We start from the raw sequence: 25,482 nt of genomic DNA, 5'->3' as shown, positions 1-25,482 counted from the left end.
AAATCTAAATTTTTTGACTTTATATAACACTATCCACTTGCATGATTAATGCCAAGCTACGTATCGTGCACACTGACCGGATAAAAGTCTTACTTCCGTTCCTCTCCATGCATCACTCGTCTGGTGACATTGCAAAACAACGCAACAAAATGTTGCAACACGCATTGCAACATTTGTTCACGCCAAGCTACCCCGTTTCATCATTCATGGCTCTTCCTGATGGATCGGTGCCCCAATCTGGTATTCTTCTATTTTGCGGTACAAGGTATTTCGACCGATTTGCAGCATTTTGGCTGCTTTGCTGACATTACCGCCACTTTTCTCCAGTGCGTTTTTGATCGCTTTTCTCTCTGTTTCACGCAGTGAAGGAACAGCATGATCCGAGGGCTCAGGCGAATCAGTGTCCATCAATCCCTCCAGTTGGATGTGATCGCAATCAATGCTACTCCCCTCTGCCAAAAAGACTGCTTGAATCAGCACTCCTTGCAGTTCCCGGATATTGCCCGGCCACGAATAAGCACACAGCTTATCCTTTGCCTCGGTGGTCAGTATGTACGGTTGTTCTGTGTCGATCTGCTGCAATAAATGCTCCGCCAGTTGGATGATATCACTGCGCTTTTTCAACGACGGCAAATGAATAGAGACTCCTTTGAGCCGGTAGTACAGATCCGCCCGAAAACGTCCCGCCTTGATCTCCTCTGGCAGGTTGCGATGCGTAGCAGCAATGATCCGCGCATAAATAGGGCGGGATTGATTGCTCCCCACCGGGGTGACGATCTTTTCCTGCAAAACGCGCAGAAGGGCCGCTTGCGCACGCAAAGACATATCCCCGATTTCATCCAAAAAGATCGTGCCTTTTTTCGCCGCTTCAAACTTTCCGATTCTGCCTTCCCGATGTGCCCCTGTGAATGACCCGCTTTCATATCCGAACAATTCGCTCTCAATCAAATTTTCTGGAATTGAACTGCAGTTCACTGCGATAAAAGGCTCATGCGCGCGCGGACCTGTCTCATGGACCATTTGAGCGAACAGCTCTTTTCCCGTACCGCTTTCCCCCAAAATGATCACAGGAAAATCTACCTGCGCCGCCTTTTGTCCGAGCATCTTTGCCTGCAAGAAGAGCGGGCAAGAACCTGCTAGACGCGGAAACGGCTTCAGCTGTACTTTGGGTGCCGTAGACCAAAACCGCGGGCGATGATCTTTCACATTACGGCTGGCACGCTCTTGCTCCGCACTTACTCTTGCTCCCAAGACTTCCGCTCCGAGCTGCTGTTGCGCTGCCTCATTTAGGCCCACGATACGCTCGTCCCGATCCAAACCCACGAGTGCCAGCTTTCCTCGACCATCTCCTAAGTATGATGATGTTGGTAATGCAATCACGCGCTCAGCATCTGATAACAAAAAGCGGTTTTGCAGTGCCTCTGCGATCATGCAAGCAATTGTTAGGGCAAACGGATGGGAATATTCTTTACGCGTACTAATATCAATGATGCCCAACAGCTCACCCGCAGGTGAAAAAACAGGTGCCGCTGAGCATGTAAGAAAGCGATTTTCCAAGAAGTAGTGTTGCTCTCCCTGTACCTGAATCGGCTGTTGTGCGATCAGTGCTGTCCCAATAGCATTGGTTCCTTTGTAATCTTCTGTCCAGTTCGCTCCGATTTGCAGCTGTACTTTTTGTGCCTGGTTGGCGAAGACTGGGTCCCCGATCGTTTGAATAATATTTCCTTCCCGGTCAGACAAGAGCGCTATGTGCTCTGTCGATAACAAAAAGGGCGCAAGCTTGTTAAAAAGCGGGAGACTCTCATGAATCAGAGGGTGATTATCCTGAATGATTTCTTTGATTCGTCGGGCAGAAATGATTTGGTCATTGGCCTTCTCCGTAACCTTGAGGTTCGATTCCTGACAGCGCTTCCAAGATTGCTGGACAATCGTCGACAACACGATTCCCTCCCCCAAAAATCATTCCCTCTCAGTATAACATGAGAGCCTGATTCATAGAAAAAACCAGTCGAACAGGAGCACATTTGTCCCAATACGGAACACGACATGATCCATTATGGAACAATTTCTGTCCTCATCTATTCAAGAAAACTCTGTCATTTCGAGCTTTTTCACGTTGGTACGAGACTTGCTTTTAGAGAGGGCTGTAAAGAAATACGTGATAAATGAGGAGGCGCTCGCAATGATCTATGCTCAGCCCGGCCAAACCGGTTCCAAGGTGACTTTCAAAAATCGTTATGAAAACTACATCGGGGGTAATTGGGTTCCGCCAGTAAAAGGTGAGTATTTCGAAAACGTTTCACCTGTAACAGGCAAGGTCTTTTGCGAGGTAGCCCGCTCGACAGCCGACGATATTGAGCTGGCACTGGACGCTGCCCATGAGGCAAAAGACGCGTGGGGTCGTACCTCTGTTGCACAACGCGCGAATATTTTGTTGAAAATTGCGGATCGGATGGAAGCAAATCTGGAGATGCTGGCAAACGCAGAGACATGGGAAAACGGCAAGCCCGTTCGTGAAACGCTCGCGGCCGATATCCCGCTGGCGATTGACCATTTCCGTTACTTCGCTGGAGCAATCCGCGCGCAAGAAAGTACACTCGCTGAAATCGATAACGATACGGTCGCTTACCATTTCCATGAGCCGCTCGGTGTCGTTGGTCAAATTATTCCTTGGAACTTCCCGCTCCTCATGGCTACATGGAAGCTGGCTCCTGCCTTGGCTGCGGGCAACTGCGTCGTCCTCAAGCCAGCGGAGCAAACACCAGCTTCCATCATGGTGTTGATGGAACTGATCGGTGACCTGCTTCCTCCTGGCGTCGTCAACGTGGTCAACGGGTTCGGTCTGGAAGCGGGTAAGCCTCTCGCTTCAAGCAACCGCATCGCGAAAATCGCCTTTACGGGTGAAACGACGACAGGCCGCTTGATCATGCAATACGCTTCCCAAAATATCATTCCGGTGACGCTGGAGCTGGGCGGAAAATCGCCAAACATCTTCTTCCCGGATGTGGCTGCAAAAGACGACGCCTTCTTTAACAAAGCGATTGAAGGATTCGTACTGTTTGCGCTCAACCAAGGCGAGGTTTGCACGTGCCCATCCCGTGCGCTCATCCACGAAAGCATTTACGACCAATTCATGGAGCGTGCCCTGCAACGCGTAGCCAATATCAAACAAGGAAATCCGCTCGATACGGATATAATGATCGGCGCACAGGCTTCCTTAGAGCAAGTAGAAAAAATCCTCTCCTACCTCGATATCGGCAAACAAGAAGGCGCAGAATGCCTGATTGGCGGCTCTCGTGCACAGCTTGCAGGCGATCTCGAGGGCGGCTACTACATCCAGCCAACCGTCTTTAAAGGGCACAACAAAATGCGTATCTTCCAAGAAGAAATCTTCGGTCCGGTCGTCTCCGTAACGACCTTCAAGGATACGGAAGAAGCACTCGCAATGGCAAATGATACGTTGTACGGCTTGGGCTCTGGTGTCTGGACCCGCGACATGAATACCGCTTACCGTATGGGTCGCGAAATTCAGGCTGGCCGCGTCTGGACCAACTGCTACCACGCTTACCCAGCTCACGCAGCGTTTGGCGGCTACAAAATGTCCGGTATCGGCCGTGAGAACCACAAAATGATGCTGTCCCACTACCAACAAACGAAAAACCTACTGGTCAGCTACAGCGATCAAGCTCTGGGCTTCTTTTGATCAATGAGCCAGCCAGAAAAAGTGCTCGCGACAAATGCTACACTAGCGTTAATCGAACGGCTGCGGACCAAACACGGTGACCTGATGTTTCACCAATCAGGGGGCTGCTGCGATGGCAGCTCCCCCATGTGTTACCCGCTCGGAGAATTTCTCGTGGGTGAGCAGGACGTCCTGTTGGGCGAGATCGGTGGCTGTCCGTTCTACATGGGCAAAGCGCAATATGAGTATTGGAAGCATACGCAGCTCATCATTGACGTTGTAAATGGGCGGGGCGGAATGTTTTCGCTGGAAGGACCTGAGGGGGTACGTTTTCTCACACGCTCACGAGTATTTCCCGAATCATAAAAAGAAAGACCGCTCCTGCCTTTTGCTGGCGGGAACGGTCTTTTTTGCTCGTATTTTATCTGGACTTTTTGCGAGAAGTACGTTTTGCAGGAGCAGGACTTGTCCGTTTGCCTGGTGTTGCATTCGGGCGAGCCGAGCTGCGTGGTGCAGCCACTTGCTTCTTGCCAGAGCCACTCGACTTGCGATCAAATCCACCTGCTGCTCGGCTACCGTCCTTCGGCTTGCGATCAAAACCACCTGCTGCTCGGTTACCGTCCTTCGGCTTGCGATCAAAACCACCTGCTGTTCGGTTACCGTCCTTCGGCTTACGATCAAAACCACCTGCTGCTCGGTTACCGTCCTTCGGCTTGCGATCAAATCCACCTGTTGCTCGGCTACCATCCTTCGGCTTGCGATCAAAACCACCTGCTGCTCGGTTACCGTCCTTCGGCTTACGCTCGAATCCGCCTACTGCTCGGTCCCGTTCCTTCGGATTGCGCTCGAATCCGCGATCCTTTTCTTGACGCCCTTCCCCATCTCTCCGGCGTTCTCCAGAGCCTTGCTGTCTTCGCTCAGCTGGCTTTCCTTTGCCTCTGCCCTGCTTGTCCCCGCGGCGATCATCCTTCTTGGCCCGCCCTGTCTCAGACCTTTGCTGTCGCGTCTGTTTCTTCTGATCATCCGATTCCCCGCGATCCATTTCACGCCGCTCCAGAGACAGATTGATCCCTTCTTCAATCTCCCTGAGTTGCCCCCAATCCTTCCCCGCCACCAACGTGAAAGCCGTTCCTTTTTCCTTGGCTCGCCCCGTTCTGCCGATCCGGTGTATATAACTGTCTACATCTTCTGGAATGTCGTAATTGAAAACATGCGTGACTCCCTCTACATCAAGCCCGCGCGCTGCTACATCTGTCGCAACCAAGTATTGAATCCTGGCTTCGCGGAAACGCTTCATGACATCCTCGCGCTTCGCCTGTGACAAATCGCCGTGCAATTCGTCAGACATATAGTCCAAACCTTGCAGAGCAGCATTCAACGTACTAGCTCTACGCTTCGTTCGGCAAAAGATCACCGCGAGAAACGGCCGTACTTCATCAAGCAGACTGCGCAACGTCGCTTGCTTCGCTCGGTCTGTCGTCTCTACCGCAATTTGGCGAATGTCCTCTAATGTGATACGTTTGCCTTGAACTTTGATATTTTCCGGCTTTTGCATAAAGCGCTTCGCAAGTGCTTGCACCTGCTCTGACATGGTGGCCGAAAACAGCAAGGTCTGTTTTTCAAAAGGCGTATTTGCCATAATATCTTCTACCTCAGGCAAAAAACCCATATGAAGCATTTGATCCGCCTCATCCAGGACAAACATCGAAACTTGCGATAAATCGATCGTCCCTCTTCGCAGATGATCCAGCAAACGTCCCGGTGTCGCGATGACCACCTGTATTTTTCTTGCCAGCTTTCTCAGTTGCTGATTGACATCTTGTCCACCATAAACTGCGAGTACTTGGATGTCTTCCAGCTTTTCCGTCAGCTTCTTTACCTCTGCCGTAATTTGCAAGGCAAGCTCCCGCGTAGGGGTAAGAATCAACGCCTGAACATGCGTCGCTTGTGGATCCGCTTTTTCCAAGATCGGCAGGACAAATGCGAGTGTCTTCCCGGTTCCCGTCTGTGCTTGCGCGATGACATCTTTTCCTTCCAGCACAACAGGAATTGCTTTTTCCTGAATCGGTGTAGGCTCGGTAATCCCGTTTGCTTGCAGAGCATCTATCAGTTCCTTATGTATTCCCAATCTCAAAAAATCAGTCAGTTTCGCCATCTCCATTCATAAATCGATCCGTTATTATTTCGTACAAACTGCCATGCCGATAAAGTATCGCACGCCATCGCGAGGTGTTTTTTCAAACGTAACGCCTCTCTGATAATACATATCCACTTCGGAATAGCGTACAAACAGCTCCGCGAACTCTTCTTGCGTCAATTGATGAACATGGAAGGGCTCACTCGTCTCTTTGCCCCGCCCTCTGCCAAATGGACTGGACAGTACGAGCGTACCACCTGGCGCAAGCATTCGGTACAAGTTATCCATAAACAGCAAATCATCTGCGACATGCTCAATGGTCTCAAAGCTCAAAATCGTATCAAACAACCCCAATTGCTCAGGAAGCGCCGGATCAAGAGCGTCACCCTGCTGATACGTAATCTTTTGATGGTTGTATTCCCGATTGGCGTAATAGATCGTCGCCTCGTCGTTGTCGACTCCGATCAATTCCGTCAGCTCTCGTTTTCGATCCTTTGCGATCATATGACATCCGTAGCCGGTACCGCAAGCGATATCCAGCACTCGACCTTTTACATAGGGTGCCGCAAAATAATATCTGGCTATATGCTCCAGCAGCATGCCGTTCGTAGGTTTTAACAGCTTGGGGATAATTCTCTCCCCGGTCCATTCCAGCAAAGCCATCACCAATTTTCTAGTATTCTTCCTCACATCTTACCTTATTTCTCGGCTTGATCCTATCAACTAGCCTTTCCTGAACTTGGTTTATTAAGAAATTTGTAAGACATTTCATTACTGTTTTGTTAGAGCTGGGCGTTAAGATAGTACCATGAATGCATTCATAAGGTGGGACGAATCATGACCAAATATCAAGTTCTCGTAGTCGACGACGAGGCTGAAATCCGCGACGCAATCGAAATCTATCTCAAAAATGAATCCATGACCGTATTCCAGGCGAGCAATGGACTGGAAGCATTGGAAGTGCTGGAGAATGAAGAGATCCACCTCATCCTGATGGACATCATGATGCCAAAAATGGACGGAATGACCGCCACCTTTCAAATTCGGCAGAAAAAAAACATCCCGATCATCATGCTCTCTGCCAAATCAGAGGATACCGATAAAATCCTCGGGCTCAACATCGGTGCCGATGACTATGTGACGAAGCCCTTTAATCCCTTGGAGCTCATCGCCAGGGTCAAATCTCAGTTAAGACGATTTACCAATCTGGGAAGCGCTCAAATGACAGAAGATGAGATTCAGGTACGCGGCTTGACCTTGAACAAAAGCACAAAAAATGTAGCGATTGACGGTAACGAGGTTCGCCTGACTGCTACCGAGTACAAAATCTTGGAGCTGTTAATGGAAAATAAGGGCCGGGTGTTTTCGATCGAGGAAATTTATGAACGGGTCTGGAGAGAGCCTTATATGAACGCGGAAAACACGGTGGCCGTCCACGTGAGACGCATTCGGGAAAAAATAGAGATCAACCCGAAGGAACCAAAATATTTGAAGGTGGTATGGGGAATTGGATACAAAATCGAAAAATAAACGCTTTGCGGTGCCCGTGCTGGTTGTTATGATCGTGAGTATTTCGCTCGCTCTCCTGACCATGGCCGATCTGTACCATAAGCGCGAGAATCTCCAAGAGGATAATTACTTTCAAAGCTCAGGATTTAATCGTGAATTAGAGACTTTTGCCGAGCTGGTGAAAAACGTTCATGTAGATTATGCAAGCTACATCCCAGGAAAGCTCGACGAGAGGACAGCGAATCAGTTCAAAAAAGAGCATGAGGAAAACCTCCGGTCGATTAAGGAAAATAATAAACTGTCAGATACGATCGAAGAAGCAAAAAGAAATGGTGACAATGAGAGAGTCACCAGATTAACCGAAGAGTTTTCACAAAACTTGCAAGAAGAAATTGCGAGAGAAACCTCTAATTATCAAGAGCGAGTAGACCAAAGAATCGCCGAAAGGGATGCCGAGTACGAGGAACGTAAAAACAGTCTTACACTACGGAGCGGCTCCTTCAAATACTATGTCACCGATACAAAAAACAACAAAGTTTACACCAACCTCCCTCAAGAACCTACAGATTGGGAACTGGCCCGATATGCGCGTCACACAATCAATCTCCCTAATACCAACGGAGATTTAGAGAGTATCAACCGCACTTATCAACTGAATCAATTGAGCGGTATCTTCTATGTCCCAAAAGAACCAGGCGGATATAGTCAGGTCCATACAGATGCCCTTTACTATGATTCCATTCGTGATCGGCTCATTGCCGAATTTGTCCTGCTCGGAGGCACTCTCCTTCTCATTGCACTCTGTTGCTGGTACCTGCCAGTAAGCAAAGTGTCGGAAGTACCCCTTGTAGCGAAAAGCCTGGCTCTGTTCCGCCATATCCCGCTAGATATTCGAATGGTGCTAGTGTTCGTGCTCGGAAATATGTATTTGATTATGATAGCTAACCTGCGTTTCTTCTTCTTGCCAATTGATGGTGAGCATTTCTTTACCCTGGCGTTCGTTTCGTTGTTCACTGCTTACCTGCTTCTACAATTTATGGAGGCATGGCTTATGTACAACCAACCCGAGAGATTTACACAGCAGTGGCAAAAGAGTATCTTCGCTAGACAACGTGTCCTTCTTCAAGAAAGCTACGCCAATCGCGGTATGTTCTTTAAAATATCCACCTTGTTCATCCTGACTGTCATGTTTGGGATGAGTATCGGTTTTGGATTCGTCGGGCTAGTCGAACGCGCTGGCGCCTTACTGTTTTTTAGCTTCTTATATGGCATGTTCTACATGGTCGTCGTTTTCCCATACACCCTACGCCGTTTGGGACTGATGAACCGCATCATGCACGGAGCCTCTGAAATGGCTAACGGCAATATGAACGTTACCATTCAGAAGGTGAAAAAAGGGAAGTTATCTGATCTCGCTCACTCGCTCAACAACATCACAAAGGGACTCAAGAACGCGGTGGAAGAGCAAATGAAGAGCGAGCGCATGAAATCGGAATTGATCACGAATGTTTCCCATGATTTGAAAACACCGCTGACGTCGATTATCAACTACGTTACCCTGCTCAAACAAGAGAACTTGACACCAGAGCAACGCAAGGACTACATCGATGTCTTGGATCGAAAATCAGATCGACTGCGCGTCCTCATCGATGACCTGTTTGACGCAGCTAAAATGTCCAGCGGCGCGGTGGAACTGAATATCGAGCAAGTGAATGTAGCCTCCCTGCTCAACCAATCCATTGCAGAATTCAGTGACAAAATCGAGCAGTCGACGCTCACCTTCCGCGTAACGACGGAGCAACCAAAGATTGTCGCCCCTCTGGATGGCAAGAAAACGTGGCGCGTATTTGAAAATCTGATCGGCAACGCCCTGAAATATTCCATGCCGAATACGCGAGTTCTGATCCATTTGGCAGAGACGCACGACGATGTCATCCTGACGTTCAAAAACGTCTCCGCCTACGAGATCGACTTTGATGCCCAAGAGCTTTTTGAACGTTTTAAACGCGCCGATCAATCCCGTCATACCGAAGGCTCTGGCCTCGGCTTGGCTATCGCAAAAAGCATCGTAGAATTGCAAGGCGGCAGGCTGTCGATCGACATTGATGGCGATTACTTCAAAGTCATTGTGGTATTTCGCAAGCACGTTTAAGTATCAAATAGGAAAGCCAGTGCCCGTTCGTTAGGCACTGGCTTTATTACGTGGTTTTCACCCTGTTAGATGGCAAAATTCCTTTCAAATAGTGACTCAATACTGGTAGCCACCTCTTGCTCGTCAGCCCCCTCCACCTCAAACATAATTTCATCTCCGGTCTTGGCTCCCAGAGCCATTACGCTGAGGATACTTTTGCCGTTGGCCTGCTTGTCGTTATAAATCATCTTAACCGACGAGCTGTATTGATTGAGCAGGTTCACCAAGACAGAAGCAGGGCGAGCATGGAGACCTCCACTCACGGCTACTTCAAGATTAATACGGATCATTTCACGCCTCCCTTCCTGTCCTTGTGCTTAACGACTTTTTGAACAACCTCTTACAGAAAAAACTTTTCGATAACTTCTGCTACCCCATGCCGATCGTTCGTTTCCGTGACATGCCGAGCCAGTTGTTTCAGATCGTCAGGAGCATTGCCCATCGCCACACCCATTCCAGCGAATTGGAGCATCTCTGCATCATTGTAATTGTCACCTACAGCAACGATCTCGTCAGGCTGTATCGCGAGCCTCTCACTCACTACCGCTAGACCACTCGCCTTAGAAATACCGACAGGCAATATTTCCAAATTATTCGCGCCCGATGCTGTCACGCGAATCCCCGAAAACTCAGCTTTCTCCAGCTCTTGTCTTGCTGCCGACAAACGCTTCTCGTCCCCCGTGACGAATATTTTCGGAGCACACACTTCATGTTTTCGTACGTATCCGGCTAACAACCGAGAGGCCTGGATTTTGAGCGGGTATTGATTTTTCCAGAGCTGGCGCAGTGTCCAGGCATTTAACAGCGGAAACAAGTCCGTCCACTTCCATGTGCGATTCGTAACAGCATAAGACTCATGCAACAGCATGACATCCAAGCCATGCGATACGAGTATATCTGTTATCCTCGCCGCTATCTCATACGGAATACGCTGTACATACAGCACCTGATCCGTCTTGGGATCTGCGACGTATGCGCCATCATGGGAAATGAGTGGTGCGCTGATCTGGAACTGCTGCGCCAACGATTTGGCCGATGGGTATGCCCTGCCAGTTGCCAGTGTGACGTGGACTCCTTGCTTCACTAACTGGCTAATGGCACGCTCCGTTACTTTGGATAAAGTATGGTTGGACATCAAAATCGTTCCATCCACATCCAAGACGAGGAGCTTATATTTCACACGAGCCCCATCCTTATGTTACGGGCTTGAAAAACTGGGGCAGATGCTCCTTGTGCGCCTCCAGCATCTCATCGAGTATTTGTTTGGCGATCACATCAGAAGGCACTAACGGATTAATATTCATAGCCAACAGCGCCTGATGGTAATCACCCGTTACAGCGGCCTCAGCTGCCACTCGCTCAAACGATTTGATTTGCTGTACGAGTCCACGCACGGGAACAGGCAAATCCCCAACAGCCAAAGGAATCGGTCCTTCTCTTGTAATCACGCAGTTTACCTCGACCGCCGAATCATCCGGAATGCTGGCAATCGCTCCATTGTTGCGAACGTTCACCGTCTGGATATCGCGCTTGTCGTTGTAAATGGAGTAAATCAGATTGCAAGCAGCCTCACTGTAATAAGCCCCGCCACGCTTCTCCAACTGCGGAGGTTTGATATCGAGGTCCGGGTCTTCGTAGAGCGCGAATAGCTCCGCTTCCACCTGCTTGACCACTTCAGCTCGCGTACCCTTCTGCTCCGCTTCTTCCAGCTCATGCTCAAGCATCGTGCGTGTCTGGTAGTAGTAACGATGGTACGGGCACGGGAGAATCCCCAATGCTTTGATAAAATCTTTATCCCAGCCAAGGTCCAAAATGTTTTGCATCGTAATACCTGATTGGTCGCCCGTTATTTTATCGATTACCTGGGAAATGACGTTTTCCCCATCCAGGTACACACCAAGTCCGAAAATCATATGATTCAAACCAGCAAAATCAATATGAACCCGCGATTGCTCCACGCCTAAAACAGTAGCGACACCCATTTTCATGCCGATGGGCACGTTGCACAGACCAATAACCTTTTTGCGGTTGGTATGTCGCAGAACTGCCTCTGTGACCATACCAGCCGGATTCGTGAAGTTAATCAACCAAGCATCTGGACACAGCTCTTCCATGTCACGACAAATATCCATAATAACCGGAATGGTGCGCAAGCCCTTGAACAAGCCGCCAGGTCCATTCGTCTCCTGTCCGATTACACCGTATTTCAAGGGGATACGCTCATCCTTGATCCGCGCCTCCAAGAGACCGACGCGCATTTGTGTTGTGACAAAATCAGCGCCTGCAAGTGCTTTTCTGCGATCCAAGGTCAAATGGATCTCGATTGGTACCCCTGCTTTCTCCACCATCCGTTTTGCAAGAGCACCCACAGTTTGCAGCTTTTTCTCGCCCTCTGGAATGTCAACGAGCCACAATTCCCGCACAGGCAATTCAGCGTAGCGCTTGATGAAGCCTTCCACCAGCTCAGGTGTATAACTAGACCCTCCACCGATCGTTACAATTTTGATCCCGCTCATACTCCTGCCTCCTTACCTGCATGGATTTGGCTGTACAGCTCTACAAACTCCGTAGCCAAATCCTTGACTGTTATCGCGTTCATCAAATGATCCTGGGCGTGAATCAAGAGCATACTGATCTCTGTTTTTTCTCCCGCAATTTCCTTCTGGATAAGGGCCGTTTGATTTTGATGTGCACGACCGAGTTCTTCTCCTGCACGCTTCAACGCATCCTCTGCACCTGGCAAATCTCTAGTTTTAGCCAGAGCGATCGCTTCCATTGCCAGACTCCGCGCGTTTCCTCCGTGAAGTATTAGTTGAAAAATAACGTCTGTATGGTCCAAATCTATCTCCACCTATCCAAGTTCGCTAAAAGTCACGAGCTGTATTTTTTGATCACGAATGTATTGCTTTAACTCTGCTGCCGTTAAGATTTTCAATTCTGTTGTTCGTTGCTTTGTGTATGAGCTGCCTGTCAGTATCGCTTCGTCCAAATAAGCAGGGTGCGTCATGATCTCCACTACAGAATAATCAGACATTTCCTCTACGATCCTGACGAATGATTGTACAGTTAGGTCGTCTCCATAAAAATGATGAGAAAAGCCTTCTGTCGTAGGAACACTCGACTGGTCTCGCTGCTCCCGAGACTCGGACATCCACGGATAGCGAACTGGCACCCTATGTTCCTCTGCTAGCTTCAGAACAATCGGCAAAACGGCTGGATGTGCATGCACATGGTGGTGGCTGTCAATGTGTGTCAACATAAGCCCCGACGCCATGAAAGCCCCTAGTTGAGCGCGAAGCTCCCGCTCAATCTCCTCCGGTACAGCGGCAACCAAATGATCTTGCCCGCGTCGAAAACGCCCCTCCCCATCCGTTAGCGTTGGTACATCCTGACTGACTGGCGATCCGCATGTGAGTACCAGATGAATGCCTACACCCAGCGTGGGATGTTTTTTGGCTAGCCCTACAGCGTGCTCGAACCCATCCATATTGACCATCAGAGTCGCAGAAGTAACGATTCCTTCCCGATGCGCTTCGACGATGCCCAGATTGACGCCTTTGGAATACCCAAAATCGTCTGCATTCACAATCAATTTCATAGATAGCCTCTCCTCTAGCGATTACATCGGCACAGCTGTATCGGAAGCTGTACCCGCTTTTTCTTCGCTAACTTTTTGTTTATCCCACAGTCGGAAGAACGGGTAGTAGATCGCGAGCGAAATGATGAAGTTCACGGCTTGGAGAACCATTCCTGACACTTTTCCGCCCGTAGCCAAATACCCGCTAACAAGCAATGGTGTCGTCCACGGAACAGATACCCCGCTAGGCTTTGCTACCCATCCGAGCGACATCGCAAAATAACTGATAATGACCAATATGACAGGGGTAAGTACAAAAGGAATGATCAAGAGCGGATTCATGACGATCGGCATACCGAATATGACGGGTTCATTGATGTTAAACAAACCAGGTCCGATCGAGAGCCGGCCGATGTTTTTCATCTGTTTACTTCGTGCCATGAATACCATCAGGAAGACGAGGGCCAGAGTTGCACCTGATCCACCTGCATATACCCACATGTCAAAAAATTGCGTGGTAACGACGTTTGGCAATTCACCGTTCGGATTTGCCTGAAACGCCGCTCTGTTCTGGTCCATCAAGGTAAGCCAGATTGGACTCATAATTCCGCCGACAACCGCAGCACCGTGCAAACCGACAGCCCATAGCACGTGAATAAGCAACACGCATATGATGGCCCCAATCAAGCTGCTGCCGACCACACTCAATGGTCCGACAAGCAAATCTTTTACAATATTATGAATACTCTCGAAGGAGGTGTTTTCCAAAAGAATTCGAATCAGCCAGACAACGACAAGCACAGCACCCGCAGGGATCAATGCCACAAAAGATCGAGAAACGGCAGGAGGAACTCCGGGTGGCATGGAAATAACGATTTTCATTTGGATGATTTTGCGATAAATCTCCGTTGATAAGATCGCCAATATCATGGCTACAAAAAGTCCCTGACTCCCCATTAGCGTAAGAGGAATGACGCCGCCAACCTCTTGGGCTGCACTCGCTCCCTCAGGAGTGAACATGATTTTATACGGAGTAGCGAGCAAGAAGGATGCGACAGAGATTGCTCCAGCCGACAGCGGATCGACCTTGTACTTCTCCGCCAGTCGATAGGCGACGCCAAAGCTAACAATCAAACCCATGACGTCAAAAGTAGCACCTACCGGATACAACAGCTTCGTTCGCCATTTCTCTCCGAAAATACCACCCATGAATTCGTCATAACCAGGTATCGGTATGAAGCCAATAATGAGGAAAATGGAACCAATGATCAACAAAGGCAAAGTAAGGATAATTCCGTCACGAATGGCCTGCAGATGCTTTTGCTCCGCCATTTTTCCTGCAATCGGCATCATGCGGTTTTCCATAAAAGAAACAAATCCGCCCATACGCATCCCCCTCCTACTGTTTTAGACGAAGTGCAAATTCAAGCACGTTTTTCCCGTTCAATGTTCCGTAATCCACCGTACTGATTACGTCTACAGGAATTCCTCTGGATGCCCCTTCTTTTTTCATCTCTGTCAGCTTGTAACGAACTTGTGGCCCCAGCAAGAGCACTGCTGCCTGATCGATATGATGCTTTACTTCATCTGCGGAAACTGCCCATATTTTTGCGTCCAACCCCTTTTCTCTAGCAGCTTCCTCCATTTTTTGAACCAGCAAGCTAGTCGACATACCCGCTGCGCAACACAATAAAATATTCATTGTACCCCCTCCTCTCGACGAGTTATGCCTTTTTTGTAAGAGCAAGTTACGTGCCAAAACACCAAAAAATGTATGCGCTTTCCTAAACCCCGCATGGTTAGCCATATTTCGCAGCCTCATCGCCTGTCATCTCCGCTAGTGTTTTCATGTAAGCGCTGTAGTGTTTAGTTTTGAAGATGGAAAAGACAAAAAACAAAACACTGGTTACGCCAGTGTTTTGTTGTGTATGAAGAAATTCATAATAAAACAAACGTCGTCCTCGCTAATCGCTACCTCATACTTGTCTTCCAGCGGCAATAATTCATGGCGGATTAAGCTGTACAGCTTGCGATTTTCTAGTAAAAAGCTTTCTTTTTGTATATACGCCACCGATTGCGCCCCTGCTTTCAAGCGATCAACCAGGCAGCAGATGTGCAAGTAGGCCCCAATTCGGGTGTCAAAAACCAGCGAATTGTTCAGTCGCTCTTCCATACGGCCGACACACATTCTCACGTCAGCGAGAACGTCTTGTCCCTCCACCATTTGCAGGTGCTCCCCCAGCGACTCTTGCATCTTCAGGTAGGCCTCTTCTAGATCGATCACTTGCTGGATATCAGCCATCACCTCTCCGTTCAAAACATCGTCCATGCTATGATGGCGCAATTCACGGTCGAGAATGTAATTGCTCACCACGAAGAGAATTTTTCTCTCCTCCTTGATTTTTCGAAGCTGGCTGCGGGCTTGCGCCTTATCGATCAGTTGCAGCGGCACAAATTCCAGCAGGTTATCATCGTACCTGAGCCTCGATTCCAGCAGCTTTTTCAAAAACAAGGCACTGCCTTCCCCAGACAGGCAGGCAGCGACGATCGTCAGCGCCGGAACATGCTTTTGAACCTGCTCTTTCGGCTGCTCCTCTCGCTGGTAGAGCGAAATACCCAACACATCTCGGTAAACGTCCTCCAGCGAATGACCGAGCATGGCCTTTCGCGTCGCTTCAATCACATGTGGCGTACTGACCATCGGAATGACCTTGACCGGAATGCCGATCTCTCGCTCAATAATCTCGCCAAAGCCGAGCAGTGACCCCATATCTACGAGCAACAGCAGTCCAGCCTTGCTTCCGATCTCTCTGGCTACTTTCAGTGCTTTTTCCAAAACACTCATGGAATCCTCTTCAAGCGGCAGATCGATGGCTCTCGCATATTGTGTGACCAGCAATCGGTTCGTCACATCGACCATCGCTGTCGCGCCGCCGCTGCCGTGCGTAATAACAAGCACCCCGATTGTTTCCCGCTCTTCCTCCATGCTGACATCGTCGAGCACGAAAAACATCGTCAAATATCCAGCCTCACCAATCGGCAGATCCATGAGTATCGCTTCTTCTATCATGCGTACGCACTCTAGCGCCACAGCAAACTCTTTCTTGTATTTGATTCGCACATGGTTAATTTGCGGATTTACGATCTGCTTGCCTTGTGCCAGACGCTCCTTTGATGTCTGAATATGCAGCGCGAGACCAAAGATCACCTTCTGGCTCAAAATCTTCTCCAGCTTGGCCTCTGCAAAGCGAACGATCTCTTCCACGAGGTGAATGATGAACGGATCAATAATCCGGGCCATGTCGCCCTTATTCACTCGTTGATGGACGCCCTTGATAAAGGTTGTAAAATAATTCTCGATGTCAAACTCCAATTCTTCCTCACTTACACCGAGGTTTTGCAGCTCATATATTTTTTGCTCGATTTTTTCATAGACACTGTCTGTCGCATCCCCTGTTTCTCGCCCGACCCAGATCCCTTCCTTAGAGGGCTGAACGACGAAACAATTGTGCTCCGTCCCGATAATTTCATCCAGCTCTTGCTTGTAATCCTTCACCAAAAGAAGCCCCTGCTTGACATGATGCGGCAGGTCCTGAACGGACACTTGCAGTTGATTCTTCTTTAACGAAATGAATTCGGCATAGGCGCTCGCGCAGGTAAGCTGAATATCTGTTTTTAACTGTCCAATATTATTCGGGCAGTGGTAGCACAAGAACGCCTGCACGGCATTCGCAGAAATCTGAATCTCTCTCCCCAACCGGAATGCTTCTTCCTGAAAAATTTCCATCGTGATACAAAAACGCTCTTCCAAGCCACGCTCTACTAACGATGGCAGCTTGATAACCATGGGAATGCGCCTCATGAACGTTTTTAGGAGACTCGACTCCGGATTCTCTGTCGTGGCCATGACAATCTGGACGTGAGCTGTCCGCTCCACCTCTGTTTCCCCTACGCGGCGGAATATGCCCTTGTCCATGAAGGTAAAAAAGATTTCCTGCCCTTCCGCTGGCAGCCGATGCACTTCATCAAGAAAAAGAATACCGCCGTCTGCCTTTTCCACTAGTCCTTTGCGGTCCATCTCCGCTCCGGTGTACGCCCCTTTTTTGACTCCGAACAATTGACTGATTAAGAGCTGCGGGTTGTTGGCATAATCGGCACAGTTAAAAATCACGAAAGGAGCCTGCTTCTCCAAGCGCCCAATATCAACGGCAAACTCGTGAATCATCCCAGCAAACCACGATTTGCCCACACCCGTTTCTCCCAAAATCAAGCAATGCATCCCTCGCGGCGGATACAATACAGCCGCCTTTGCCTGCTCAATACGCGTGATCAAGCTCTTGTTGGTTTTCGCCAGCCTGTCCAATGATGTCTCCGCAAAATAGAGCGAACCGTTCCCCTGCTTGGCAAAAAACAGCGTCGGACGCCCTTCTTCCTTTTCGATTCGGCCTTCCTTCCACAAACGGTTCAAATCGCTGCTCACATTCGCCCGGCTCAAGCCAAGCCTCTCTGCCAAATCTGAAGCGCTTACTTTTTTATCAGGACCAGCGTCTACTAACGTCTGAAATATCAAGTCTAATCGTTTCACTCTATCACCCGCCATAGAACAGATAGAAAGTCACGAAATGCATAACTAGTCCTTTTCAATTCCACGAATATTTGGAAAAACCTGCTTGCTGCTTCTCTCCCCCTTCCTTCGTTTTTGTCCCGATGAGTTATTTTTCGTGTCCTTTCGCCGGGGTACGATATAATAGATGAATAATGACTGACAGGAGCTAGCATAACCATGATGGTTTTCATCTTGTTTACCATATGGGCATTAGGTCTGTTCGTGCTGTTCACAGACCCGAAACGAACATCGATCCGCTGGGCTTGCGCGACTGCCTTTGTTGGGGCTGGAGGCTTTATCTCAGGCGTGATTGACGAAACGATCATGCCCTATTTTGCAGATTACTTGGCCGCAAAGCCTGGGACCACGAACACCCTGATATTGGCAAGCCGTATTTCTTCTTTTGTTTGCCAAGTGGGTTTGCCCTACACGTTTCTCATGTTTGCCGTGCACTCAACTGAATTTTTGTCTCGCAGAGTAAAGCAGACGATACAATACGCGTCCCTCATCCTGCCACTTGGGATGCTTTGGATTACACCCGTTTATCCCGAGCTGCTTTTTAACTACTGGATTATGGTGGCATGGGTGATTCCGTTTTTTCTGTTCTCCTGTACGCTGCTTGTCGTGCAGTACATGCGAGAAAAAGATCCACTCGTGAAAAAGAACAGCTTTTTCACGAACGTACTTATCATCGTTCCGTTGTTTTTCGTCTTTATTTTCATCTATATCATGCGTATCCAGAACGATTACGAAGCTTGGCGCTACAACATGGTCGTGGTCACGATCCAGTTTATCCTGATCGTTGCCATCAGTTTGAAATACGGTTTCCTTGGCGTCCGCCTTCGTGTGGAAAAAAGACGTCTGGACAGCACCTTGCGCGCCTTGACTTCCGGTGCGCAAATTATTAACCATACGATCAAAAATGAAGTAGGCAAAATCTCGCTGTATGCCGACCGTATCGAGACATACGCAGATGAAACCAACCAGCCGTCATTAAAAGAAGACGCGCTTGTCTTGATGCAATCCTCGCAGCATATGCTGGACATGATGAATCGAATTCAAAACCAGCTGAGGGACGTCGAGCTGCGCGAAGAACCATGTGCCCCCGGCCAAATCATCGGGCAAGTCACACAAAATCTGACGCCCTATATCCTGAAACAACAGGTAGAAGTCGTCAGTGAACTGGACGAAACACTTCGCTTGTATGGCGATGGAGTACAACTGCGCGAAATCATCACCAACTTGTGCATGAATGCGCTGGAAGCCATGAAGTCCGGCGGCAAGCTCCATCTTCAGCTATTTTTGTCCTACAAACATCTCATCATCACTGTCGCGGACACAGGCACAGGCATTACCAAAGAGAACCTGCCTCATGTGCTCGATCCATTTTTCTCGACAAAAAGAACCGGGCAAAACTTTGGTCTTGGGCTCTCTTACTGCTACAATGTCATGCAAAAGCATCAGGGCCAACTGGAGATCTATAGTGAGCAAGGCAAAGGTACCACCGTTTTCCTGTTCTTCCCGAAAAAGCGCGTCATCATAAATGACTCTGAATAGCGAAAGGACGCACACACATGAATCCAATCCGGGTATTTTTAGTGGAGGACGACCCCGTTTGGCGCAAAGGTCTCATTGACTTCCTGAACAAAGAACCGGATCTCACCGTAGTAGGGGAAGCCGGGTTCAAAGCAGAAGCCATCGAGCGTTTTTTGCCTGCCGAAGCGGATATCGTCTTAATGGACATTAACTTGACCGAGAACAATCTGGATGGGATCGAGACCGCAATTGAATTCATAGCACTCCAGGCCGACTGTAAAATCATCATGCTCACCTCTCTGACAGATGAGGCTGTGATTGTGGAATCCTTTTCAGCGGGGGCTGTGAATTACATCAGCAAATCGAGCTTCAAGGAAATTCCCGACGCCATCCGTGCTGCTCACAACAGACAATCTGCCATCCACCCTACGGCAGCTGCGGCACTGCGCAACGAATTTTTGCGTTTGAAAAACGATGAAAATCAAAAGCTGTTATCTCCCTCAGAACGGGACATCCTACAATTAATCCACCAAGGTCATACGCAAACACAGATTGAACAATCTCTCCACATCACGAAGCGTACGATCAAAAATCACATCAACCGAATCCTGAAAAAAATGGGCGTCAAAACAAGCAAGGAAGCGGCCGCAAAAGCCAGCCAAAAAAAGCTATTCTAGGTCTTATTACCAGGTACCAATGAATGTTGGTACTTTTTTTACATGCTCCACTCCTTACAATAAAAGCTATAGAGCAACGAATTATCCTTTGTAAAGGTGTGGTCCACATGGCCCTTATTTATTCTTTCTTGAAAATGATTTTAATGCTGTGGTTTCGCCCTCGTGTTCTGGGACTTTCCAAAATGGACTTGTCGAAGCCATCTCTTATCACGCCCAATCATGTTTCCTTGCTAGATGCTGTACTCTTATCCTTTTGCTTGCCGAAAGAAGCGACCTTTGTCGTGAACACAGTGATCGCCAAGCGGTTCGCATTTTTCCTCCGCTTCCGCAAGCATATCGCAATCGATCCACTCAACCCGTACTCCATCCGTCACATGCTCCGCGTCCTTCGCAACGGACAGACGCTGGTGATTTTCCCAGAAGGTCGGATCACGACGACGGGCGGCATCATGAAAATCTACAGCGGTGTCGGCTATCTCGCTCTGCGAACTGGTTTCTCCGTTTACCCGATCATCATTAATGGCCTGGAACGTTCGATCTTCTCGTATTTGAAAGGAAAGCTGAAGCTCTCCTGGTTCCCGAATGTAACTATGACAGTAGGAACTCCGTTCACCATCGAGCGCGATCAGAACCTGTCGATGCGCGAACAAAAAGCCACTGCCAACGATCGTATCCTGCGAATTCTCCAGAATGGCTTGTTCGAGAGCCGGATGAAGCAAAACGTGAATCTCTTTGATGAAGTGCTCGAAGCATCTCGCCTGAATGGTGCAAAAATGGAAATCGCCAAGGACCTGACGTCCGCGATCGACTACAAGACCTTGTTAATCGGCAGCTACTTACTCGGCAACAAATTGCAGCCGATGCTCTTGGGAAAACCGGTTGTGGGTGTTTTCCTTCCCAATTCGGTCGGCCATCTCGTAACGTTACTATCGTTGTTCCGCATCGGAACCACTCCGGCCATCCTGAACTTTTCGCTCGGTATTCGATCCCTTCTGGATTGCTGTGAGACCGCACATATCGATACGATCCTGACATCGCGTGTGTTCATCGAAAAAGGAAAACTGGACCACATCATCGCAGGTCTTTCCCCGAGCATGAAGATTATTTATCTCGAGGATTTGAAAGCATCGGCTACTGCTTATGACAAAGTGTCCGCACTCTTCTCTTATTTGCGGAAGCAAAAAGCTTCTGCAACTAACAACGAGCTGATTCTCTTCACTTCCGGTAGTGAGAGCAAGCCAAAAGGTGTCGTACTCACGCATACGAATCTGTACGCGAATATCCAACAAGTGACCAGCGTAATCGACATTACGAGCCGCGACAAATTTTTCAATGCTCTTCCAATGTTCCACAGCTTCGGACTAACCGTAGGAACACTCGTGCCAGTCGTCAAAGGAATTCCGGTTTATCTGTATCCAAGTCCGTTGCATTACAAGGCGATTTCGGAATTGGTCTATGATCAAAACGCAACGATTCTCTTCGGAACCTCGACCTTTATGGCTGGTTACGGAAGAATGGCTCATCCATACAACTTCTACTCCCTGCGCTATGTATTTGCAGGGGCGGAAAAGCTGAAAGACGATGTACGCAAGCTGTGGATGGAAAAGTTCGGAGTACGGATTTTTGAAGGCTATGGAGCAACCGAAACAGCTCCGATCTTGTCGCTCAACACACCGCTAGCTAACAAACCTGGAACCGTTGGTCGTTTGATGCCAGGGGTGACCGCCAAGCTGGAAGCCGTCGCAGGAATCGATGAAGGCGGAGAGCTTTTGGTGAAGGGTCCAAACGTCATGAAGGGTTATATGATTCACGGAAAAGGCTTTGTTCCCGCTGAGGAGTGGTACCACACAGGTGATTTGGTTACAGCTGACAAGGACGGCTTTCTCAGCATCCAATCCCGCCTGAAGCGCTTTGCCAAAATCGGCGGCGAGATGGTTTCGCTCAATCTGGTTGAGGAATTGGCGATGCAATGCTTCGGACACTCCGGTTTTGCTGCGATCACAGTGAATGATCCGCGAAAAGGTGAGCGTGTCCTGCTATATACGACAGATGAAACCGTGCAGCTAAGCCAGCTACGTGCGTACTTGACTGAAAAGCAATACTCGCCACTACTCATTCCAGGTGCTATGCAAGTGATCAAGGCACTGCCACTGCTCGGTAGCGGCAAAACAGATTACGTCAGCTTGAAACAACTGGCGGAGACTGGAGGAAAATGATGTGAACATACGATTAAAACCATTACAAGCACTGTACTTCACTCAATTTCTATCGGCCTTTGCCGACAACATGATTTTGTTTGTCATCGCGAATCTGCTGCGGGAGAACGGTTTTTCTCCCGCCATGCTTGCACTCGTATCCATTTCATTCTTTCTCCCTTACATTTTTCTCGCTCCACTGGTTGGGCCTTTTGCCGACAAGCATGCCAAGTCAATCGTGCTGGTGATCGGCAACCTGATTAAAGCGCTTGGCGTCGTCCTGCTATTTTTCATTGACCAGTCCAGCATCGTGATGCTGATGTTGTGTTACTTCACAGTAGGCGTCGGAGCGGTTGTCTATTCTCCCGCCAAGTACGGAATCTTGCCGGAGCTGACTCGTAATGAAGATGAGCTGTTTCATGCGAATGCACGCATCGAAGCCTATACGATCTTTGCGATTTTGACAGGAATCGGCGGTGGTGGAGCAATCGCGAACATGACAGCGCCGCTTATCTCATCAGGAATTTGTCTGCTGATCTATCTGCTATCACTTGGCATGACTTTCTTTATTCCGCGTATGAGAGGGGATGCATCGATTCGCTATGGGGCAGAAGCACGACGCTTTTTCATCGACTTCCAGCACTTGATGAATCGTCCGGAAACGAGCTTTGCCCTGATTGGAACCGGAGCATTCTGGATGTCCTCTGCTGTCCTGCGCGTGGCAGTTCTGGCATGGATTCCACTCGCGCTCGGGATTAACCCAGAGAGCTTCTCTGTATCGCTGATTCTCGCAACGACATCCATCGGGATTATCGCCGGAGCTTTTCTCGCTCCCAAGCTCATTCCTTTGTCTCATTTCACTCGATCGCTGACATACGGATTCGGAATGTTTCTCATCATCGTGCTATTTCCTTGGACGGATAACATCTTTGTTGCCATCTGTTTGTTGCTCCTCGTTGGATTCATGGGTGGCGTGTTCATTATCCCGATGAATACTGTCTTGCAGGATGAAGGCAAGAGGATGGTTGGTTCCGGGAAAACGATTGCGATTCAGAACTTCATCGAGAATCTGCTGATGGCAGTAGGCTCCGGCATTTACTACTTGATTACCTATATCGGCATCTCCATCTCCGGTGCGATTGTTGGTCAAGGGCTGCTGCTGCTCGGCTTCCTGTTGTATCTGGTGAAGTACCGCAGACGTATCGTTCGTTAACAGTTTTCCGTCATTGAAAAAGCCGTGACTACTTGCGTCACGGCTTTCTTTCATTCAACTATGCTATTTCTTTTGCTGCGTATTGGTTGTCGGTGCGACCGATTTTTCCGCAGCCTTTCTCGCTTCGTTCAGTTGATGATAAAATTCGCCTTTTGTTTTCACAGTCGCGATCTTCGCTGCATCGACTTTTACTTTTGCAGACAGTTCTGCGATTTCTTCTTTGGTTACCGCGTCCTTGATGTTGATGGAAGCGATATTGGTGTATTTGCCATCTGCCGTTTTCGGAACGCTCAAGATGCCTGCATTGATCAGCTCTACTACATCCTTGCGTTCAGATGCAGCGGTATCCACACCTGTAATCTTCCAGTTGTTTTGTACTTTTGGCTCGTAAACGCCTTTTTTCACTTCTTTCAGGTATGCGATAGCGCGATTGCGGATCGTTCCACCTGTTTCACCAAACACTGTATTGTCTTTGGAAGACCATAGTTGTTCGAATTTGCGTCCTTCCAACGCGCCACCTTTTGCCTGCAAAGCTTCCATTCGGTATGAGTTCATTCCGAGCTTCAAGGTATCTTCAGCCTTGATCGGTGTCTCATCGAGCTTGCGCAGGTTCGTGATGCGGCTGCCGTATGGCTTGGTCAGATCGATTTCGTACTTCACGCCGCCGAAGAAATCGTTGGTGCTGTATTTGGAAGCGCGGCGTTTTGGATCAAAGCTCACTGTCACGTCACCAGGGCGAGTGGAATTGAAATAGCCTACTGCCCATTCCATATAGTCCTTCAAGTCTTTTCCGGTCACTTTGTAAACGGTGATCTCGCCACCTGCATATTGGTAGTTGTAGGCGATATCCTTTTTCTTGATCGGACCGACATCCAGCTTGGCTTTGTCGTTGTCGATCTGGTGAGCAACCACGTCTGCTTTGCTGTAGTAGAGCATCACTTCATGGAAAAAGTCAGAGAGTGGCGTCTCTTGAATTTGTACCGTCGGGATGCCCTCGATCTCGTTTTTCGGTACCAGGTTCATGCCTTTGAGCTCTGCTACGACAATGTTGGCATCTGCGCGCGCGAATTCATGGAAAGGCTTGAGCTTGGTCTCCAGCTCTGCATCGGATACCGCTGGTGTGCCATCTGCGCCTTTTACAGGGAGCGCAGTCGCTTCCTTGTCAGTTAGCACGAGCTTGCCGTCTTTCTTTTCGAAAGTCAGGTCAATGCGCGAGAGATGCGTACCGTATTTGTCCGGCTCTGTGATCAGGACGCCGTTGATCTCTTCCTTTTTCACAAGCTTGTGCATGTGCCCGGCAAAAATCGCAGTCAGTTCTGGAACAGCGTTCGCGATATCTGCTACGCCCGTACCCGGAATGCCGTTTTCATTCTCGATGCCCATGTGCATGAGACCGATCATGACGTCTACTTTGCCTTCCAGCTCTTTTACGGCTTTCTTGGTTTCTTCTACCGGGTTTTTGATCACGAGACCGTCCAGATGATCGGTTCCTTTTTCGAAATCGGTAATCATCGGTGTGTTCATCCCAATGACGCCGATTTTCACACCGGCACGCTCAATGATCGTGTATGCAGGCAAGAAACGCTCGCCATTTTCCTTGTAAATGTTCCCCGCCAGAACAGCGCCTTTGTACTGGCTGCTGACCTTGTTCAAAACATCGAGTCCAAAATTAAATTCATGATTGCCAAAAGCCCATGCGTCATAGTTCATTTCATTCATCGCGACCATGACGGGAGACTGCGGTTGGTCGTTGAACAGCTCTGCCGAGTTGTCTTGGATCGAATCGCCTGCGTCCAGCAACACCGTGTTTGGATTTTCTTTGCGAATCTCTTTAATCATCGTGAATAGCTGCGTCATGCTTCCATTTTGATTCGGGCCATCCAAAGCATAATCCCACGGCATGAATCGTCCGTGAATGTCAGATGTACCAAGCAACGTGATTTTGGTAGGTGTTTCTGCGGCCTTTACCGGTGCGGCGATCCCCATCATTCCACTGCCTAGCAGCATGGAGGTGAGTGCAACACTCAATAAGCCCTTCGCTAGTTTTTTCATGTTTTCCCCTCTGTCTCTCTTAATCTGTCAGTGACCTCGATGGTGTTGCTCTTATTGTCCTCCTATTCTATTATGTAAGAAAATTCTGGGTTGCTATCTAACTATAG

At 48.8% G+C, this 25,482-nt stretch carries 20 protein-coding genes; 8 read left to right on the top strand and 12 right to left on the bottom strand.

The features are described from left to right. Positions 1 to 204: 204 nt before the first annotated feature. On the bottom strand, positions 205 to 1,938 hold the full coding sequence (locus C7R93_RS14885) for a sigma-54-dependent Fis family transcriptional regulator (RefSeq protein ID WP_106839549.1): 1,734 nt from the start codon (positions 1,936 to 1,938) through the stop codon (positions 205 to 207). A gap of 244 nt (positions 1,939 to 2,182) precedes the next feature. On the opposite strand from C7R93_RS14885, the gene adh reads away from it, so the two are divergent. Together adh and C7R93_RS14875 are read left to right on the top strand one after the other, a co-directional pair. Continuing rightward, a complete protein-coding gene (adh, locus tag C7R93_RS14880; RefSeq protein WP_106839548.1) occupies positions 2,183 to 3,703 on the top strand; it encodes an aldehyde dehydrogenase in 1,521 nt (506 codons plus the stop codon). A gap of 3 nt (positions 3,704 to 3,706) precedes the next feature. Beyond that, positions 3,707 to 4,048 (top strand): DUF779 domain-containing protein, encoded by a 342-nt coding sequence (locus tag C7R93_RS14875; protein ID WP_106839547.1) that lies wholly within the window; start codon positions 3,707 to 3,709, stop codon positions 4,046 to 4,048. Positions 4,049 to 4,103: 55 nt separating this feature from the next. Here C7R93_RS14875 and C7R93_RS14870 read toward each other — a convergent pair whose 3' ends face one another. Together C7R93_RS14870 and C7R93_RS14865 are read right to left on the bottom strand one after the other, a co-directional pair. Then, entirely contained in the window at positions 4,104 to 5,843 is a 1,740-nt protein-coding gene (locus C7R93_RS14870; protein WP_106839546.1) for a DEAD/DEAH box helicase, read from the bottom strand. An 18-nt stretch (positions 5,844 to 5,861) separates the two neighbouring features. Then, complete coding sequence (locus C7R93_RS14865; RefSeq protein WP_208637828.1) at positions 5,862 to 6,482, bottom strand: class I SAM-dependent methyltransferase; 621 nt, start codon at positions 6,480 to 6,482, stop codon at positions 5,862 to 5,864. Between the two features lie 174 nt (positions 6,483 to 6,656). Between C7R93_RS14865 and C7R93_RS14860 the strand changes: the two genes are divergently transcribed. Beyond that, positions 6,657 to 7,349 carry a response regulator transcription factor gene (locus C7R93_RS14860; protein ID WP_106839544.1) on the top strand — a complete coding sequence of 231 codons (693 nt, stop codon included), beginning with the start codon at positions 6,657 to 6,659 and terminating at the stop codon, positions 7,347 to 7,349. Next, a complete protein-coding gene (locus C7R93_RS14855) occupies positions 7,327 to 9,480 on the top strand; it encodes a sensor histidine kinase (RefSeq protein ID WP_106839543.1) in 2,154 nt (717 codons plus the stop codon). Before C7R93_RS14860 ends, C7R93_RS14855 begins: the two co-directional genes overlap by 23 nt. Before the next feature lie 65 nt (positions 9,481 to 9,545). Here C7R93_RS14855 and C7R93_RS14850 read toward each other — a convergent pair whose 3' ends face one another. The 8 genes from C7R93_RS14850 to C7R93_RS14815 all read right to left on the bottom strand — a co-directional run bounded on the left by C7R93_RS14850 (position 9,546) and on the right by C7R93_RS14815 (position 17,681). After that, the gene (locus C7R93_RS14850) at positions 9,546 to 9,809 is read right to left on the bottom strand and encodes an HPr family phosphocarrier protein (RefSeq protein WP_106839542.1); all 264 of its coding nucleotides are present in this window, start codon (positions 9,807 to 9,809) and stop codon (positions 9,546 to 9,548) included. 50 nt (positions 9,810 to 9,859) lie between these two features. Then, a complete protein-coding gene (locus tag C7R93_RS14845; protein WP_106839541.1) occupies positions 9,860 to 10,699 on the bottom strand; it encodes a Cof-type HAD-IIB family hydrolase in 840 nt (279 codons plus the stop codon). Between the two features lie 13 nt (positions 10,700 to 10,712). Further along, complete coding sequence (locus C7R93_RS14840) at positions 10,713 to 12,035, bottom strand: 6-phospho-beta-glucosidase (protein WP_106839540.1); 1,323 nt, start codon at positions 12,033 to 12,035, stop codon at positions 10,713 to 10,715. After that, a complete protein-coding gene (locus tag C7R93_RS14835; RefSeq protein WP_106839539.1) occupies positions 12,032 to 12,358 on the bottom strand; it encodes a PTS sugar transporter subunit IIA in 327 nt (108 codons plus the stop codon). The genes C7R93_RS14840 and C7R93_RS14835 overlap by 4 nt, the downstream gene beginning before the upstream one ends. A gap of 12 nt (positions 12,359 to 12,370) precedes the next feature. Further along, complete coding sequence (gene chbG / locus C7R93_RS14830) at positions 12,371 to 13,117, bottom strand: chitin disaccharide deacetylase (protein WP_106839538.1); 747 nt, start codon at positions 13,115 to 13,117, stop codon at positions 12,371 to 12,373. A 21-nt stretch (positions 13,118 to 13,138) separates the two neighbouring features. Continuing rightward, positions 13,139 to 14,482, bottom strand: coding sequence for a PTS cellobiose transporter subunit IIC (celB, locus tag C7R93_RS14825; protein WP_167402473.1), 1,344 nt, complete (start codon positions 14,480 to 14,482; stop codon positions 13,139 to 13,141). Positions 14,483 to 14,495: 13 nt separating this feature from the next. Next, positions 14,496 to 14,798, bottom strand: coding sequence for a PTS sugar transporter subunit IIB (locus tag C7R93_RS14820; protein WP_106839536.1), 303 nt, complete (start codon positions 14,796 to 14,798; stop codon positions 14,496 to 14,498). Between the two features lie 204 nt (positions 14,799 to 15,002). Further along, complete coding sequence (locus tag C7R93_RS14815; protein ID WP_106839535.1) at positions 15,003 to 17,681, bottom strand: sigma-54-dependent transcriptional regulator; 2,679 nt, start codon at positions 17,679 to 17,681, stop codon at positions 15,003 to 15,005. 198 nt (positions 17,682 to 17,879) lie between these two features. On the opposite strand from C7R93_RS14815, the gene C7R93_RS14810 reads away from it, so the two are divergent. From C7R93_RS14810 to lplT, 4 genes are all read left to right on the top strand, one after another. Then, positions 17,880 to 19,259 carry a HAMP domain-containing sensor histidine kinase gene (locus C7R93_RS14810; protein WP_106839534.1) on the top strand — a complete coding sequence of 460 codons (1,380 nt, stop codon included), beginning with the start codon at positions 17,880 to 17,882 and terminating at the stop codon, positions 19,257 to 19,259. Between the two features lie 17 nt (positions 19,260 to 19,276). Then, a complete protein-coding gene (locus C7R93_RS14805) occupies positions 19,277 to 19,915 on the top strand; it encodes a response regulator (protein WP_106839533.1) in 639 nt (212 codons plus the stop codon). A 107-nt stretch (positions 19,916 to 20,022) separates the two neighbouring features. Next, positions 20,023 to 22,131 (top strand): AMP-binding protein, encoded by a 2,109-nt coding sequence (locus C7R93_RS14800; protein ID WP_106839532.1) that lies wholly within the window; start codon positions 20,023 to 20,025, stop codon positions 22,129 to 22,131. A gap of 1 nt (position 22,132) precedes the next feature. Then, positions 22,133 to 23,323, top strand: a complete 1,191-nt coding sequence (gene lplT, locus C7R93_RS14795; RefSeq protein WP_106839531.1) for a lysophospholipid transporter LplT — start codon at positions 22,133 to 22,135, stop codon at positions 23,321 to 23,323. Positions 23,324 to 23,386: 63 nt separating this feature from the next. Here lplT and C7R93_RS14790 read toward each other — a convergent pair whose 3' ends face one another. Beyond that, a complete protein-coding gene (locus C7R93_RS14790; RefSeq protein WP_106839530.1) occupies positions 23,387 to 25,375 on the bottom strand; it encodes a bifunctional metallophosphatase/5'-nucleotidase in 1,989 nt (662 codons plus the stop codon). Between the last annotated feature and the right edge of the window lie 107 nt (positions 25,376 to 25,482).

The organism is Brevibacillus fortis (assembly GCF_003013395.1).
Lineage (GTDB): Bacteria > Bacillota > Bacilli > Brevibacillales > Brevibacillaceae > Brevibacillus > Brevibacillus fortis.
Note: the sequence above shows the minus strand (reverse complement) of the source record. Positions and strands in the feature narration are given on the sequence as shown.

Coding starts and splice junctions, on each gene's coding strand:
- C7R93_RS14860 (WP_106839544.1), top strand. CDS start 6,657: ATGACCAAATATCAAGTTCTCGTAGTCGACGACGAGGCTGAAATCCGC.
- chbG (WP_106839538.1), bottom strand. CDS start 13,117: ATGAAATTGATTGTGAATGCAGACGATTTTGGGTATTCCAAAGGCGTC.
- celB (WP_167402473.1), bottom strand. CDS start 14,482: ATGGGCGGATTTGTTTCTTTTATGGAAAACCGCATGATGCCGATTGCA.
- C7R93_RS14805 (WP_106839533.1), top strand. CDS start 19,277: ATGAATCCAATCCGGGTATTTTTAGTGGAGGACGACCCCGTTTGGCGC.
- C7R93_RS14875 (WP_106839547.1), top strand. CDS start 3,707: ATGAGCCAGCCAGAAAAAGTGCTCGCGACAAATGCTACACTAGCGTTA.
- C7R93_RS14870 (WP_106839546.1), bottom strand. CDS start 5,843: ATGGAGATGGCGAAACTGACTGATTTTTTGAGATTGGGAATACATAAG.
- C7R93_RS14850 (WP_106839542.1), bottom strand. CDS start 9,809: ATGATCCGTATTAATCTTGAAGTAGCCGTGAGTGGAGGTCTCCATGCT.
- C7R93_RS14810 (WP_106839534.1), top strand. CDS start 17,880: ATGATGGTTTTCATCTTGTTTACCATATGGGCATTAGGTCTGTTCGTG.
- C7R93_RS14840 (WP_106839540.1), bottom strand. CDS start 12,035: ATGAGCGGGATCAAAATTGTAACGATCGGTGGAGGGTCTAGTTATACA.
- C7R93_RS14865 (WP_208637828.1), bottom strand. CDS start 6,482: ATGGCTTTGCTGGAATGGACCGGGGAGAGAATTATCCCCAAGCTGTTA.
- adh (WP_106839548.1), top strand. CDS start 2,183: ATGATCTATGCTCAGCCCGGCCAAACCGGTTCCAAGGTGACTTTCAAA.
- C7R93_RS14800 (WP_106839532.1), top strand. CDS start 20,023: ATGGCCCTTATTTATTCTTTCTTGAAAATGATTTTAATGCTGTGGTTT.
- C7R93_RS14820 (WP_106839536.1), bottom strand. CDS start 14,798: ATGAATATTTTATTGTGTTGCGCAGCGGGTATGTCGACTAGCTTGCTG.
- C7R93_RS14790 (WP_106839530.1), bottom strand. CDS start 25,375: ATGAAAAAACTAGCGAAGGGCTTATTGAGTGTTGCACTCACCTCCATG.